Here is a 15,151-nt window from a genome sequence, read left to right as displayed (position 1 = left end):
TTTGTTTTTCCAGTAATCTGATACAAAAAATGGTATATTTATCGGACTTAAATACTTTACATACATAATGCTATTACAAGCCTTTTTAGATTATCTGTTATTAGAAAAAAAATATTCTAGTCTAACAGTTAATGCTTATAAGAAAGATATAGAATCCTTTTTGTTTTTTTTAAATGAAGAAGAACAGAATAATACGATTAATGAGGTTAATTATGCTCAAATTAGAACATGGATTGTTAGTCTTGTTCAAAAAGGGATAGCAAACAGAAGTATAAACAGAAAGATTTCTGCTCTAAATAGCTTTTTTAAATTCTTACTTAAAATAGAAGAAGTTAAAATAAATCCATTGTCAAAACATAAGGCACTTAAAACTAGTAAAAAAGTTCAAATCCCTTTTTCTGAAAACGAAATAACAACCGTTCTAGATCAAATAAGTCATAATTCAGATTTTGAAGGGTTAAGAAATAAGCTAATTATAGAATTGTTTTATTCAACAGGAATGCGTCGTATAGAATTGATTAACATTAAATTAAAGGATGCCGACTTAGAAAACAAAACAATTAAGATTTTAGGTAAAAGAAATAAAGAGCGCATTGTGCCATTATTACCGTCAATTGTAGAAAGCATAGCAAATTATAAAACGGAAAGAAATAAATTAGAAGTTATTACTGATCAAACGCATTTGTTTTTAACAAAAAAGGGCGTTAAAATTTATGAAACTCTTGTTTACAGAATTATAAATGATTACTTTAGTAAGGCTTCAAGTAAGGTTAAGAAAAGCCCCCACATACTTAGACACTCGTTTGCGACCCATTTATTAAATCAAGGTGCAGAGATAAACGCGGTAAAGGAGTTATTAGGGCATTCTAGTTTAGCAGCCACTCAGGTATATACTCATAATAGTATTGCAGAGTTAAAAAAAGTGTATGCCAAAGCACATCCTAGAAGTAAAAAATAAATGTTTAACCACAAAAATTTAAAGTATGAAGGTAAACACACAGGCAATTAATTTTAATGCCGATCCCCAATTATTAGAATTTATTCAAAAAAGAATGAATAAATTAGAAATGTATTACGATAAGGTAATTCAGTCAGAAGTCTATCTAAAGGTCGAAAAGACTAGTAATAAACTAAATAAAGTTTTTGAAGCCAAGATAAATGTACCCGGAGATAGCTTTGTTGTTAAAAAACAATGTAAGTCTTTTGAAGAGGGTGTAGACGGTGCTGTAGCCTCTTTAGAAAGGCAGTTAAAAAAGCGAAAACAAAAATTACGAGAAAATTTTAAAAATATTTCATAAAAATGTTTTGAATAATTAAATAAATCTATACATTTGCAGTCCGTTAGAAATAGCGGGCTTTTTTTAGAAGTAAAAAGAGTAAAAAAAGCCGATGTAGCTCAGCTGGCTAGAGCAGCTGATTTGTAATCAGCAGGTCGTGGGTTCGAGTCCCTCCATCGGCTCAAAATAAAGTTAAAATAAATTATAAATTGTTTTAACTTTATGTAAGTTCTTTAATAGAGTGAAAAGTTTAAAATTGGGGAGATACTCAAGCGGCCAACGAGGGCAGACTGTAAATCTGCTGACTACGTCTTCGCAGGTTCGAATCCTGCTCTCCCCACTTTTTTTTAATTAGAAAAGTTAATTTTAGACGACAAAGGATTTTAAATAATTGCGAGAGTAGCTCAGTTGGTAGAGCGTCAGCCTTCCAAGCTGAATGTCGCCGGTTCGAACCCGGTCTCTCGCTCTAATATTTAAGCCGGTGTAGCTCAGGGGTAGAGCGTTTCCTTGGTAAGGAAGAGGTCACGGGTTCAATTCCCGTCATTGGCTCTGAATAAAGAATAAAAAATTAAGAATACACTAATATTATTATATAACTAAGATTAAATTATTAAAACATGGCAAAGGCAACTTTCGATCGTTCAAAACCACACTTAAATATTGGTACAATTGGACACGTAGATCACGGTAAAACAACTTTAACTGCTGCTATTACTAAAGTATTAGCTGATGCAGGTTTATCAGAAGCAAAATCTTTCGATCAGATTGATAACGCTCCAGAAGAAAAAGAAAGAGGTATTACAATTAACACTTCTCACGTTGAATATTCAACAGCAAATCGTCATTATGCGCACGTAGATTGTCCAGGTCACGCCGATTACGTTAAGAACATGGTAACTGGTGCTGCACAAATGGATGGTGCTATATTAGTAGTAGCTGCAACAGATGGTCCAATGCCACAAACTCGTGAGCATATCTTATTAGGACGTCAGGTAGGAATTCCTCGTATGGTTGTATTCATGAATAAAGTGGATATGGTTGATGATGAAGAGTTACTTGAATTAGTAGACATGGAAATCAGAGAATTATTATCATTCTACGAGTATGATGGTGATAATGGACCTGTTATTGCTGGTTCTGCTTTAGGAGCACTTAACGGTGAGAAAAAATGGGTAGATTCAGTAATGGAATTAATGGAAGCTGTTGATAGCTGGATTGAAGAGCCAGTTCGTGATATGGACAAGCCTTTCTTAATGCCTATTGAAGATGTATTTTCTATTACAGGTCGTGGTACAGTAGCAACTGGACGTATCGAAACTGGTGTTGGTAATACAGGTGATGCTGTTGAGATTATTGGTATGGGAGCTGAAAAGTTAACATCTACAATTACAGGAATTGAAATGTTCCGTCAAATATTAGATAGAGGTGAAGCTGGAGATAATGCAGGTATCTTATTAAGAGGAATTGAGAAGTCTCAAATCTCTAGAGGTATGGTTATTGTTAAGCCAGGTTCTGTAACACCACACGCTAAATTTAAAGCTGAGGTTTATATCCTTAAAAAAGAAGAAGGTGGACGTCATACTCCATTCCATAATAACTACCGTCCTCAGTTTTACGTTCGTACAACTGACGTAACAGGAAACATTGCGTTACCTGAAGGAGTAGAGATGGTTATGCCTGGAGATAACTTAACAATTCACGTTGAGTTAATCCAAAAGATCGCAATGAATATTGGTCTACGTTTCGCTATACGTGAAGGTGGTAGAACAGTAGGTGCTGGTCAGGTAACTGAAATTTTAGACTAATTTATAGTTTATAAAGTATAAAGCTAAGACACTTCGTTCGCGTGGTGTCTTGGTTTTTATTTACGGGCGTAGCTCAGTTGGTAGAGCACTGGTCTCCAAAACCAGGTGTCGGGAGTTCGAGTCTCTCCGCCCGTGCAAATTGAGGTAAAGGATAATAATTATCCTTTACCTCAAAATAGAATAAAGTAGTCCGCTCCATAGGAAGACATTTAAACAAAGACATATGGCTGGAATAGTAAACTATATAAAAGAATCATTTGGAGAATTAAAGAACAATGTAACTTGGACACCTTGGTCTGAGGCACAAAGTTTAACGATCCTAGTGGCTGTTTTTTCAATTATTTTCTCTTTAGCAATATGGGGAATTGATACTGTTTTTAGTAAAGTTATTAGTTTATACTTTAACCTTATAACAGGATAGATCATTATGGCTGAAGTTGGAGAAAAAAAATGGTACGTAGTTAGAGCTGTAAGTGGTCAAGAGAATAAAATCAAAACTTATATCGAGAACGAAATTTCAAGATTAGGTCTACAAGATTATGTAGAGCAGGTTTTGGTACCAACAGAAAATGTAGTTCAAATCCGTAATGGTAAAAAAGTAAACAAAGAAAAAGTTTACTTTAGTGGATACATTATGATTAAGGCTAACCTTACAGGAGAAGTGCCTCATATTATTAGATCAATAACTAATGTTATTGGTTTTTTAGGTGCTACAAAAGGTGGTGATCCTTTACCTTTAAGACAATCTGAAGTTAACAGGATGTTAGGTAAGGTAGATGAGTTATCTGTTGATGCGGACGTTAATGTTGCAATACCTTATACAAAAGGAGAAACGGTTAAAGTTATTGATGGACCTTTTAATGGTTTTGATGGAACTATCGAAAACATTAATGAAGAAAAGCGTAAGCTTGAAGTAATGGTTAAAATTTTCGGAAGAAAAACACCATTAGAGTTAAGTTACATGCAAGTAGAGAAGATTTAATAATTGTTACAATAAAGAGTACTTCTTTTAGGCTTCCACTTAAAATAAGTACAAAACAAAAACATTCAAAATGGCAAAAGAATTAGGTAAAGTAGTTAAGCTACAAGTAAGGGGAGGTGCAGCGAATCCGTCGCCACCGGTTGGACCCGCTTTAGGTGCTGCTGGAGTAAATATCATGGAATTCTGTAAGCAATTTAATGCAAGAACCCAAGATAAAGCTGGTAAGGTTTTACCAGTTGTGATTTCGGTTTACAAAGACAAGTCTTTTGACTTTGTAATCAAAACACCTCCTGCTGCAGTACAATTATTAGAAGCGGCCAAAGTGAAGAAAGGTTCAGGTGAACCACACGTTAAAAAAGTAGCAAAAGTTTCTTGGGATCAAGTCAAAACTATTGCAGAAGATAAGATGGTAGATTTAAATGCATTTACTATTGGTTCTGCAATGAAGATGATTGCTGGTACTGCAAGATCTATGGGTATAACTGTTAAAGGTGGTGAAGCACCAAATTAACCTAAAAAGATTTTAAAAAATGGCAAGATTAACAAAGAAACAAAAAGAATCTGTAGCAAAAATTGAAAAGGATAGAGTATATTCTATCAAAGAAGCTTCAGCATTAGTAAAAGAAATAACTAATACAAAGTTTGACGCTTCTGTAGATTTAGCAATTCGTTTAGGGGTTGACCCAAGAAAAGCTAATCAAATGGTTAGAGGTGTAGTATCTCTTCCTCATGGTACAGGTAAGGACGTTAAAGTTTTAGCATTAGTAACTCCAGATAAAGAAGCAGAAGCTAAAGAAGCAGGTGCTGATTACGTTGGTTTAGATGAGTACCTTGATAAAATCAAGAGTGGTTGGACAGACGTTGATGTGATTATTACTATGCCTAGCGTTATGGGTAAATTAGGACCTTTAGGACGTGTATTAGGACCTCGTGGTTTAATGCCTAATCCTAAGACTGGTACTGTAACTATGGATGTAGCAAAAGCTGTAACTGAAGTTAAGGCTGGTAAAATTGACTTTAAAGTTGACAAAACTGGTATCGTTCATGCTTCAATTGCAAAAGCATCTTTTAGTGCTGATAAGATTGAGGAAAATGCAAATGAATTATTAACAACAATAATGAAACTTAAGCCAACTACTGCTAAGGGAGTTTATGTAAAAAGCATTTTTATGTCTTCTACTATGAGTCCAAGTATTGCTGTAGAAACTAAAATAGGTTAGTAGTTAAAAACTTTATATTATGACTAGAGAAGAAAAATCACAAGTAATTAAAGAATTAACTGTACAATTAGCCGATAACTCTAATATCTATATAGCGGATATTTCTGGTTTAAACGCAGGAACTACTTCTGACTTACGTCGTGCTTGTTTTAAAGCAGACATACAGTTAGCTGTTGTTAAAAATACATTACTTGAAAAAGCAATGGAAGCTTCCGATAGAGATTTTGGAAACTTACCATCGATATTAAAAGGAAATACATCTGTGATGTATTCTGAAACTGGGAATGCTCCAGCTAAGTTAATCAAAGCTTTCAGAAAAAAATCTGAGAAGCCTTTATTAAAAGGTGCTTTTATTGAGGAAGCGGTTTATTTAGGAGATGACCAATTAGATATGTTAGTAGACATCAAGTCTAGAGAAGAGTTAATAGGGGACATCATAGGATTATTACAGTCTCCTGCTAAAAACGTTATCTCGGCTCTTAAATCAAGCGGTGGAACACTTTCAGGTATCTTAAAAACATTATCTCAAAAAGAGGGATAATTCAAACATTACGCACTTTTACAATTATATATTATTAAAAAATTAAAACGATAGAAAAATGGCAGATTTAAAAGATTTCGCAGAACAATTAGTTAACCTTACTGTTAAAGAAGTAAATGAGTTAGCTACTATTTTAAAAGATGAATATGGTATCGAGCCTGCTGCTGCTGCAGTAGCTGTTGCAGCTGGACCAGCTGGAGGAGGAGATGCTGAAGAAGCTCAAACTGAATTTGATGTTATTTTAAAAGCAGCTGGTAGTTCTAAATTAGCAGTTGTAAAATTAGTTAAGGAATTAACTGGTTTAGGTTTAAAAGAAGCTAAAGGTTTAGTTGATGATGTACCAAGTGCTATCAAAGAAGCAGTTTCTAAAGATGAAGCAGAAGCTCTTAAGACTCAGTTAGAAGAGGCAGGAGCAGAGGTTGAGCTTAAGTAAGCTTACCAAATAATTTTACAAAGGTTTAGGTCTGGAGCATTCGCTTTAAGACCTAAACCATTTGTCGTATATAGTGATCAACTATATAAAATAATATTTTTTTTAATCAAAATTTCGTCCATTGATGTTAGTAACACAAGCTGAAAGATTAAATTTCTCGTCTATTGTAAATAGAACGGAATACCCAGATTTCATGGATATTCAGATTAAATCCTTCCAGGATTTTTTCCAGTTAGAAACAAAATCTGAAGAAAGAGGTGATGAAGGTCTTTATAACACCTTCATGGAAAACTTTCCAATTACAGACACACGTAATCAATTCGTTTTAGAATTTTTAGATTACTTTATTGATCCGCCGAGATATGCTATTGATGAGTGTATTGAAAGAGGACTAACCTATAGCGTTCCGCTTAAAGCAAGGTTAAAGTTATATTGTACAGACCCTGAACATGAGGATTTCGAGACCATTGTCCAGGATGTGTATTTAGGAACTATACCTTACATGACTCCATCTGGTACTTTTTGTATCAATGGTGCAGAACGTGTGGTAGTATCTCAATTGCATAGATCACCAGGTGTCTTTTTTGGTCAATCTTTCCATGCAAATGGAACCAAATTATATTCAGCTAGAGTTATTCCTTTTAAAGGATCGTGGATAGAATTCGCTACGGATATTAACCAAGTAATGTATGCGTACATTGATAGAAAAAAGAAGTTACCTGTAACAACTTTATTCAGAGCAATTGGTTTTGAACGTGATAAAGACATTTTAGAGATTTTTGACTTAGCCGAAGAGGTTAAAGTTTCAAAGTCTGGTCTTAAAAAAGTAATCGGTCGTAAACTTGCTGCACGTGTTTTAAATACATGGCATGAAGATTTCGTTGACGAGGATACTGGTGAAGTAGTATCTATTGAGCGTAACGAGATAGTATTAGATCGTGATACAGAATTAGATAAAGATAATATTGAAGAAATCCTTGACATTGATGTGAAAACTATTCTTTTACACAAAGAAAGTGCACAACAAGGAGATTACGCAATCATACATAATACACTTCAAAAGGATCCAACAAATTCTGAAAAAGAAGCTGTAGAACATATTTACCGTCAACTACGTAATGCTGAGCCGCCAGATGAGGAGACAGCACGTGGTATTATTGACAAATTATTCTTTAGTGATCAACGTTACTCTCTTGGAGAAGTAGGTCGTTATAGAATGAACAAGAAACTACAATTAGATATCGGAATGGATAAGCAGGTGCTTACCAAAGAAGATATCATTACTATAATCAAGTACTTAATCGAGCTGATTAATTCTAAAGCAGAGATTGATGATATTGATCACTTATCTAACCGTCGTGTTCGTACAGTTGGAGAGCAATTATCTTCTCAGTTTGGTGTTGGTTTAGCACGTATGGCACGTACTATCCGTGAGCGTATGAACGTTCGTGATAATGAAGTGTTTACTCCTATTGACTTAATTAATGCTAAGACGTTATCGTCTGTTATTAATTCTTTCTTTGGTACAAACCAATTATCTCAGTTTATGGATCAAACCAACCCTCTTGCTGAAATTACGCACAAGCGTCGTTTATCTGCACTAGGACCAGGTGGTTTATCTAGAGAAAGAGCTGGTTTCGAAGTACGTGATGTTCACTATACTCACTACGGAAGACTTTGTCCAATTGAAACTCCTGAGGGACCAAACATTGGATTAATTTCATCTTTATCTGTATATGCTAAAGTGAATTCTATGGGATTCATTGAGACACCTTATAGAAAAGTTACTGATGGGGTTGTGGATATTAAAGGAGATCCAATTTATTTAAGTGCAGAAGAAGAAGAAGATAAATTAATCGCTCAAGCAACTGTTAAAGTTGATGAGAATGGTAAGATTTTACATGATAAGGTAATTGCACGTATGGAAGGTGACTTCCCAGTAATGGATCCAAAAGATATCCATTATACTGATGTTGCACCAAATCAAATTTCGTCTATATCAGCATCTTTAATTCCATTCTTGGAACATGATGATGCCAACCGTGCATTGATGGGATCAAACATGATGCGTCAAGCGGTACCATTATTACGTCCTCAAGCACCAATTGTTGGTACAGGATTAGAGAGACAAGTTGCTTCAGATTCTCGTGTATTAATTAATGCAGAAGGAGAAGGTGTTGTACAGTATGTCGATGCTAATGAGATTGTAATTAAATATGAAAGAACTGATGACGAGGCTAAAGTTAGTTTTGATAGTGATATCAAATCTTACGCTTTAGTTAAGTTTAGAAAGACTAACCAAGGTACTTCAATTAATTTAACACCTATCGTTAAGAAAGGTGATAAGGTATCAAAGGGGCAAGTGTTATCTGAAGGTTATGCAACTCAAAAGGGTGAACTAGCTTTAGGTAGAAACATGAAAGTAGCCTTTATGCCTTGGAAAGGGTATAACTTTGAGGATGCAATTGTAATCTCTGAGAAAGTTGTACGTGAAGATATCTTTACTTCTATTCATATTGACGAGTATTCTCTTGATGTTAGAGATACTAAATTAGGTAACGAAGAATTAACTAACGATATTCCTAACGTTTCTGAAGAGGCTACTAAAGACCTTGATGAAAACGGTATGATTCGTATTGGTGCTGAAGTTAAACCTGGTGATATATTAATTGGTAAGATTACACCAAAAGGTGAATCTGATCCAACTCCAGAAGAAAAATTATTACGTGCTATCTTTGGTGACAAGGCTGGAGACGTAAAAGATGCTTCATTAAAAGCATCACCTTCTTTACATGGTGTTGTTATTAATAAAAAATTATTTTCTAGAGCAGTAAAGGATAAACGTAAGAGAGCTCAGGATAAAGAAGATATTAATAAATTAGAGAATTTATACTACACGAAGTTTGACGAATTACAAACTGTATTAGTTGAAAAGCTTTTTACAATTGTAAACGGAAAAACGTCTCAAGGTATCTTCAATGATTTAGGAGAAGAAGTTTTACCAAAAGGTAAGAAATTTACTCTAAAAATGTTAAATGCTGTTGATGATTATACCCACTTAACTGGCGGTACATGGACAACAGATGATCATACTAATAAGTTAGTAGCTGATTTAATTCACAACTACAAGATTAAAGAAAACGATTTACAAGGGTCTTTAAGACGTGAAAAGTTTACTATTTCTGTAGGGGATGAGTTACCAGCAGGTATTATCAAGTTAGCTAAGGTTTATATCGCTAAAAAACGTAAGTTAAAAGTTGGTGATAAAATGGCGGGACGACATGGTAACAAAGGTATTGTTGCACGTATTGTACGTCAAGAGGATATGCCTTTCTTAGAAGACGGAACTCCTGTAGATATCGTATTAAATCCATTAGGTGTACCATCTCGTATGAACATTGGACAGATATATGAAACAGTATTAGGATGGGCTGGACAAGATTTAGGTCGTACTTATGCAACACCAATTTTTGATGGGGCTACAATTGATCAGATTAACGAATTAACTGATGAAGCTGGAATTCCTAGATATGGTCATACATATCTTTATGATGGTGGAACTGGTGACCGTTTTGATCAACCTGCAACAGTAGGTGTTATTTACATGCTTAAATTAGGGCATATGGTAGATGACAAGATGCACGCACGTTCTATCGGACCGTACTCATTAATTACGCAACAACCTTTAGGAGGTAAAGCGCAATTTGGAGGTCAGCGTTTTGGAGAAATGGAAGTTTGGGCACTTGAGGCTTACGGAGCATCTGCAACGTTAAGAGAAATCTTAACTGTAAAATCTGATGACGTAGTTGGTAGAGCTAAAACTTACGAAGCTATCGTTAAAGGAGAGCCAATGCCAGAACCTGGATTACCAGAATCTTTCAACGTTTTAATGCACGAATTGAAAGGATTAGGATTAGACATTAGATTAGAAGAATAATTTTAAGTGAGTCGAGCAGTCTGTAAATTAATTTTACGGACTGCTTTACAAACTGAACACTATAAGAATTATGGCAAAAAAACAAGATAAGAATACAGTACAGAGATTTAATAAAATCTCTATTGGTTTAGCATCACCAGAATCTATTTTAGCAGAATCTAGAGGTGAAGTTTTAAAACCAGAAACTATCAATTATCGTACACATAAACCAGAACGTGATGGTTTATTCTGTGAGCGTATTTTTGGTCCTGTAAAGGATTATGAATGTGCTTGTGGTAAATATAAGCGTATTAGATATAAAGGTATTGTTTGCGACCGTTGTGGAGTTGAAGTTACTGAAAAGAAAGTACGTCGTGATAGAGTAGGACACATTAACTTAGTTGTGCCTGTTGCTCATATCTGGTATTTCCGTTCTTTACCAAACAAAATTGGTTACATATTAGGTTTACCGTCTAAGAAATTAGACATGATCATTTATTACGAGCGTTATGTAGTAATACAAGCTGGTAATGCTAAGAATGAAGAGGGAGAGCCTTTACAAAAATTAGACTTTTTAACTGAAGAAGAATATCTAAACATATTAGAAACACTTCCTCAAGATAATCAATATTTAGATGACACAGATCCTAGCAAGTTTATTGCTAAAATGGGAGCTGAGTGTTTAATTGACTTATTGTCAAGAATTGATTTAGATACATTATCATACGAGTTACGTCACAAAGCAAATACTGAAACGTCTAAACAACGTAAAACAGAAGCTTTAAAACGTCTACAAGTAGTTGAAGCTTTACGTGAATCTAATGAGCACAGAGAGAATCGTCCTGAATGGATGATCATGAAAGTAGTGCCAATTATACCACCAGAATTAAGACCTTTAGTGCCTTTAGATGGTGGACGTTTTGCAACTTCAGATTTAAATGATTTATACCGTCGTGTAATTATCCGTAATAACCGTCTTAAAAGATTGGTTGAGATAAAAGCACCTGAAGTTATTTTACGTAACGAAAAACGTATGTTACAAGAATCTGTAGATTCTTTATTTGATAACACACGTAAATCATCTGCTGTTAAAACTGATTCTAACAGACCATTAAAATCATTATCAGATTCACTTAAAGGTAAGCAGGGACGTTTCCGTCAAAACTTACTTGGTAAGCGTGTTGATTATTCTGCACGTTCTGTAATTGTTGTTGGACCAGAACTTAGATTATTTGAGTGTGGTTTACCTAAAAACATGGCTGCAGAATTATACAAGCCTTTCGTAATTAGAAAATTAATTGAAAGAGGTATTGTAAAGACAGTTAAGTCTGCGAAGAAAATTATAGATAAAAGAGAACCAGTTGTTTGGGATATATTAGAAAATGTTTTAAAAGGACATCCAGTACTTTTAAACCGTGCTCCTACATTACACAGACTTGGTATACAAGCATTCCAACCTAAATTAATTGAAGGTAAAGCAATCCAATTACACCCATTAGCTTGTGCGGCATTTAACGCCGATTTTGATGGAGATCAAATGGCTGTGCATTTACCATTAGGACCTGAAGCTATATTAGAGTGCCAAATGTTAATGTTGGCATCTCACAATATCTTAAACCCTGCAAACGGGGCTCCGGTTACTGTACCTTCTCAGGATATGGTACTTGGTCTATATTATATGACTAAGCACAGATTATCTACACCAGAAGTAAAAGTAAGAGGTGAAGGATTAACATTTTACTCTGCAGAGGAAGTAACTATTGCTTACAATGAAAAGAGAGTTGAATTAAACGCAGGAATTAAAGTTAGAACAATGGACTTTAATGACGCTGGCGAATTAGTACTTCAAGTAATTGAAACTACTGTTGGTCGTGTTTTATTTAACGAAAAAGTACCAGCAGCAGCAGGTTATATTAATGAAGTATTAACTAAGAAGTCTTTAAGAGATATTATTGGTAATATTTTAAAAGTAACTAGTGTACCTGAAACTGCAGATTTCTTAGATGAAATTAAAACTTTAGGATATTACTTCGCATTTAAAGGAGGATTATCATTTAGTTTAGGAGATATTATTATCCCGCCAGAAAAGCAATCTATGATTGATGCTGCCAACGAAAAAGTTGATGGTGTTACTGGTAACTATAACATGGGATTAATTACAAATAACGAACGTTACAACCAGGTTATTGATATTTGGACATCTACGAATGCTGAATTGACAGAATTGTCAATGAAACGTATTAGAGAAGACCAACAAGGATTTAACTCGGTATATATGATGCTTGATTCTGGAGCCCGTGGATCTAAAGAACAGATTCGTCAGCTTACAGGTATGCGTGGATTAATGGCTAAGCCTAAAAAATCTACTGCAGGAGGTGGATCTATTATTGAAAACCCGATTTTATCTAACTTTAAGGAAGGTCTTTCAATTTTAGAATACTTTATATCAACTCACGGTGCGCGTAAAGGACTTGCCGATACAGCACTTAAAACTGCCGATGCAGGTTACTTAACACGTCGTTTAGTAGACGTTTCTCAAGATGTTATTGTTAACAGTGAAGACTGTGGTACATTAAGAGGTGTAGAGGTTTCTGCACTTAAGAAAAATGATGAAGTTGTTGAGAAATTAGAAGCACGTATTGTAGGTCGTATTTCATTAAATGATGTATATGATCCATTAAGTGAAGAAGTTTTAGCTGAAGCTGGTCAATTAATTGACGAAGTAGTAGCAGCTAGAATTGAAAATTCACCAATAGAAACAGTTGAAGTACGTTCTCCATTATCTTGTGAAGCTAAAAAAGGGATCTGTGCTCAATGTTACGGTCGTAATTTAGCTACTAACAAAATGGTACAACGTGGTGAAGCAGTTGGTGTAGTAGCAGCGCAATCTATTGGAGAGCCTGGTACACAGTTAACACTTCGTACGTTCCACGTTGGAGGTATTGCAGGTAACATTTCTGAAGAAAACAAACTTGCAGTTAAATTTGACGGTATTGCAGAAATTGAAGATTTAAAAACTGTAAAAGGTACTGATAACGATGGTAACGCAGCTGATGTTGTTATTTCTCGTACATCAGAAATTAAATTAGTAGATAAGAAAACTGGAATTACTTTAAGTACTAATAATATCCCTTACGGATCTCATGTTTTAGTTAAAGACGGAGATGCATTAAAAGCTGGTGATGTTGTTTGTTCTTGGGATCCATATAACGGAGTTATTGTTTCTGAATTTGCTGGAAAAGTGAGATATGAAAATATCGAACAAGGTATTACTTATCAAGTAGAGATTGATGAGCAGACAGGTTTCCAAGAAAAGGTGATTTCAGAGTCTAGAAACAAAAAAATAATACCAACACTTATTGTTGAAGATGGTAAAGGTGAAGCAATTCGTTCTTACAATTTACCAGTAGGTGCCCACATTATGATTGATGATGGAGAAAAAATTAAGGTTGGTAAGATCTTAGTTAAAATTCCTCGTAAATCATCTAAAGCTGGGGATATTACAGGAGGTTTACCACGTGTAACAGAATTGTTTGAAGCACGTAACCCTTCTAACCCTGCAGTTGTTAGTGCAATTGATGGTGTTGTATCTTTTGGTAAAATTAAGAGAGGTAATCGTGAGATTATTGTAGAATCTAAATTAGGTGAAATCAAAAAGTATTTGGTTAAGTTATCTAGCCAGATTTTAGTGCAAGAAAATGACTTTATTAAAGCTGGGATGCCTTTATCTGATGGTTCTGTAACACCAAACGATATCCTTAATATAAAAGGACCATCTGCAGTACAACAATACTTAGTTAACGAGGTACAAGAAGTATATCGTTTACAAGGTGTAAAAATTAATGATAAGCATTTTGAAGTTGTTGTAAGACAAATGATGCGTAAAGTAAGAATTATTGATTCAGGAGATACTATTTTCTTAGAGGATCAATTAGCTCATAAATCTGATTTTATTGAAGAAAATGATAACATTTTTGGAATGAAAGTGGTTGAAAGTGCTGGAGATTCGTCTACATTAAAAGAAGGACAGATTATATCTGCTTTCCAATTAAGAGATGAAAATTCAATCTTACGTCGCGAAGATAAGCAACTTGTAGTAGGAAGAGATGCACAGCCGGCAACAGCTACGCCAATCTTACAAGGTATTACAAGAGCATCATTACAAACTAAATCGTTTATATCTGCAGCTTCTTTCCAAGAAACTACTAAAGTATTAAACGAAGCAGCAGTAGCTGGTAAAGTTGATCATCTTGAAGGTCTTAAGGAGAATGTAATTGTAGGACATCGTATACCAGCAGGTACAGGTATGAGAGCTTACGAAAACATAATTGTTGGATCTAAAGAAGAATTTGATCAAATGATGAAAGCTAAACAAGAAGTTAATTATAACTAATTGTTAGACTTAAATGTATAGATTAATTTCTAAATTATAATAATTAAAAGAATCCTGCAGTAATGCGGGATTCTTTGTTTAAAAAAATAAGAGAATGGCTGATAGCAATGATAATAAACCAAAACAAGGACAAATAAATATTGAGTTAGACGAGAAAATCGCGGAAGGTATTTATTCTAACTTAGCAATAATTAATCACTCAGTATCTGAGTTTGTTGTTGATTTTGTTAGTATAATGCCTGGTACTCCAAAAAGTAAAGTGAAGTCAAGAATTATATTGACACCACAGCACGCTAAACGACTTTTAAAAGCATTAGGAGAAAATGTGCAGAGATTTGAAAAAGCACATGGCGAAATTAAGGATTATGAACAACCACCAATTCCTTTAAATTTTGGACCAACTGGTCAAGCATAAAAAAAAGCCTTTTTACAATTAAGTAAAAAGGCTTTTTTTAATGTATGCTTTAGTATAAATAAAAATTATAATTTTTATAAATAAAATAATTTTAAACTATAGATCTCGAGTAATCTAGTTCTTTAAACTGTTGTTTAAGCGATTTTTGAGTAAAAGCAAACATAGTAGC

At 34.4% G+C, this 15,151-nt stretch carries 12 protein-coding genes and 5 tRNA genes; all 17 read left to right on the top strand.

Annotated features, from left to right (window positions below; translation table 11 throughout):
* Nucleotides 1-67: 67 nt before the first annotated feature.
* The 17 genes from ACZ2G2_RS01980 (at nt 68) to ACZ2G2_RS01900 (ending at nt 14,982) form a co-directional block, all read left to right on the top strand.
* Nucleotides 68-958, top strand: coding sequence for a tyrosine-type recombinase/integrase (locus ACZ2G2_RS01980; protein WP_101203868.1), 891 nt, complete (start codon nt 68-70; stop codon nt 956-958).
* Nucleotides 959-983: 25 nt separating this feature from the next.
* Nucleotides 984-1,298: a ribosome hibernation-promoting factor, HPF/YfiA family gene (hpf, locus tag ACZ2G2_RS01975; protein WP_101203867.1), complete on the top strand. Its 315-nt coding sequence runs from the start codon at nt 984-986 to the stop codon at nt 1,296-1,298.
* Nucleotides 1,299-1,385: 87 nt separating this feature from the next.
* A tRNA-Thr gene (locus tag ACZ2G2_RS01970) sits at nt 1,386-1,459 on the top strand.
* A 76-nt stretch (nt 1,460-1,535) separates the two neighbouring features.
* Nucleotides 1,536-1,617: transfer RNA gene (locus ACZ2G2_RS01965), tRNA-Tyr, on the top strand.
* A 53-nt stretch (nt 1,618-1,670) separates the two neighbouring features.
* Nucleotides 1,671-1,743: transfer RNA gene (locus ACZ2G2_RS01960), tRNA-Gly, on the top strand.
* A gap of 11 nt (nt 1,744-1,754) precedes the next feature.
* Nucleotides 1,755-1,826, top strand: a tRNA-Thr gene (locus tag ACZ2G2_RS01955).
* 68 nt (nt 1,827-1,894) lie between these two features.
* Nucleotides 1,895-3,082 (top strand): elongation factor Tu, encoded by a 1,188-nt coding sequence (gene tuf, locus ACZ2G2_RS01950; protein WP_470393727.1) that lies wholly within the window; start codon nt 1,895-1,897, stop codon nt 3,080-3,082.
* A 62-nt stretch (nt 3,083-3,144) separates the two neighbouring features.
* A tRNA-Trp gene (locus ACZ2G2_RS01945) sits at nt 3,145-3,217 on the top strand.
* 88 nt (nt 3,218-3,305) lie between these two features.
* Complete coding sequence (gene secE / locus ACZ2G2_RS01940; RefSeq protein WP_028290299.1) at nt 3,306-3,503, top strand: preprotein translocase subunit SecE; 198 nt, start codon at nt 3,306-3,308, stop codon at nt 3,501-3,503.
* A gap of 6 nt (nt 3,504-3,509) precedes the next feature.
* A complete protein-coding gene (gene nusG / locus ACZ2G2_RS01935; protein WP_090837417.1) occupies nt 3,510-4,064 on the top strand; it encodes a transcription termination/antitermination protein NusG in 555 nt (184 codons plus the stop codon).
* Between the two features lie 70 nt (nt 4,065-4,134).
* Complete coding sequence (gene rplK / locus ACZ2G2_RS01930; protein ID WP_470393726.1) at nt 4,135-4,575, top strand: 50S ribosomal protein L11; 441 nt, start codon at nt 4,135-4,137, stop codon at nt 4,573-4,575.
* A gap of 19 nt (nt 4,576-4,594) precedes the next feature.
* On the top strand, nt 4,595-5,284 hold the full coding sequence (gene rplA, locus ACZ2G2_RS01925; RefSeq protein WP_470393725.1) for a 50S ribosomal protein L1: 690 nt from the start codon (nt 4,595-4,597) through the stop codon (nt 5,282-5,284).
* Between the two features lie 19 nt (nt 5,285-5,303).
* Nucleotides 5,304-5,825, top strand: coding sequence for a 50S ribosomal protein L10 (rplJ, locus tag ACZ2G2_RS01920; protein WP_470393724.1), 522 nt, complete (start codon nt 5,304-5,306; stop codon nt 5,823-5,825).
* 58 nt (nt 5,826-5,883) lie between these two features.
* Entirely contained in the window at nt 5,884-6,258 is a 375-nt protein-coding gene (rplL, locus tag ACZ2G2_RS01915; protein WP_470393722.1) for a 50S ribosomal protein L7/L12, read from the top strand.
* Nucleotides 6,259-6,382: 124 nt separating this feature from the next.
* A complete protein-coding gene (rpoB, locus tag ACZ2G2_RS01910) occupies nt 6,383-10,195 on the top strand; it encodes a DNA-directed RNA polymerase subunit beta (RefSeq protein WP_470393720.1) in 3,813 nt (1,270 codons plus the stop codon).
* Between the two features lie 70 nt (nt 10,196-10,265).
* Nucleotides 10,266-14,567, top strand: coding sequence for a DNA-directed RNA polymerase subunit beta' (rpoC, locus tag ACZ2G2_RS01905; RefSeq protein ID WP_470393719.1), 4,302 nt, complete (start codon nt 10,266-10,268; stop codon nt 14,565-14,567).
* A gap of 94 nt (nt 14,568-14,661) precedes the next feature.
* Complete coding sequence (locus ACZ2G2_RS01900; protein ID WP_090837402.1) at nt 14,662-14,982, top strand: DUF3467 domain-containing protein; 321 nt, start codon at nt 14,662-14,664, stop codon at nt 14,980-14,982.
* The last annotated feature ends 169 nt before the right edge of the window (nt 14,983-15,151 follow it).

Source organism: Olleya sp. KKT75, from assembly GCF_055635485.1.
Note: the sequence above shows the minus strand (reverse complement) of the source record. Positions and strands in the feature narration are given on the sequence as shown.

Bases quoted from the DNA above. Each gene is read 5' to 3' on its own strand.
- ACZ2G2_RS01980 (WP_101203868.1), top strand. From the start codon at position 68: ATGCTATTACAAGCCTTTTTAGATTATCTGTTATTAGAAAAAAAATAT.
- hpf (WP_101203867.1), top strand. From the start codon at position 984: ATGAAGGTAAACACACAGGCAATTAATTTTAATGCCGATCCCCAATTA.
- tuf (WP_470393727.1), top strand. From the start codon at position 1,895: ATGGCAAAGGCAACTTTCGATCGTTCAAAACCACACTTAAATATTGGT.
- secE (WP_028290299.1), top strand. From the start codon at position 3,306: ATGGCTGGAATAGTAAACTATATAAAAGAATCATTTGGAGAATTAAAG.
- nusG (WP_090837417.1), top strand. From the start codon at position 3,510: ATGGCTGAAGTTGGAGAAAAAAAATGGTACGTAGTTAGAGCTGTAAGT.
- rplK (WP_470393726.1), top strand. From the start codon at position 4,135: ATGGCAAAAGAATTAGGTAAAGTAGTTAAGCTACAAGTAAGGGGAGGT.
- rplA (WP_470393725.1), top strand. From the start codon at position 4,595: ATGGCAAGATTAACAAAGAAACAAAAAGAATCTGTAGCAAAAATTGAA.
- rplJ (WP_470393724.1), top strand. From the start codon at position 5,304: ATGACTAGAGAAGAAAAATCACAAGTAATTAAAGAATTAACTGTACAA.
- rplL (WP_470393722.1), top strand. From the start codon at position 5,884: ATGGCAGATTTAAAAGATTTCGCAGAACAATTAGTTAACCTTACTGTT.
- rpoB (WP_470393720.1), top strand. From the start codon at position 6,383: ATGTTAGTAACACAAGCTGAAAGATTAAATTTCTCGTCTATTGTAAAT.
- rpoC (WP_470393719.1), top strand. From the start codon at position 10,266: ATGGCAAAAAAACAAGATAAGAATACAGTACAGAGATTTAATAAAATC.
- ACZ2G2_RS01900 (WP_090837402.1), top strand. From the start codon at position 14,662: ATGGCTGATAGCAATGATAATAAACCAAAACAAGGACAAATAAATATT.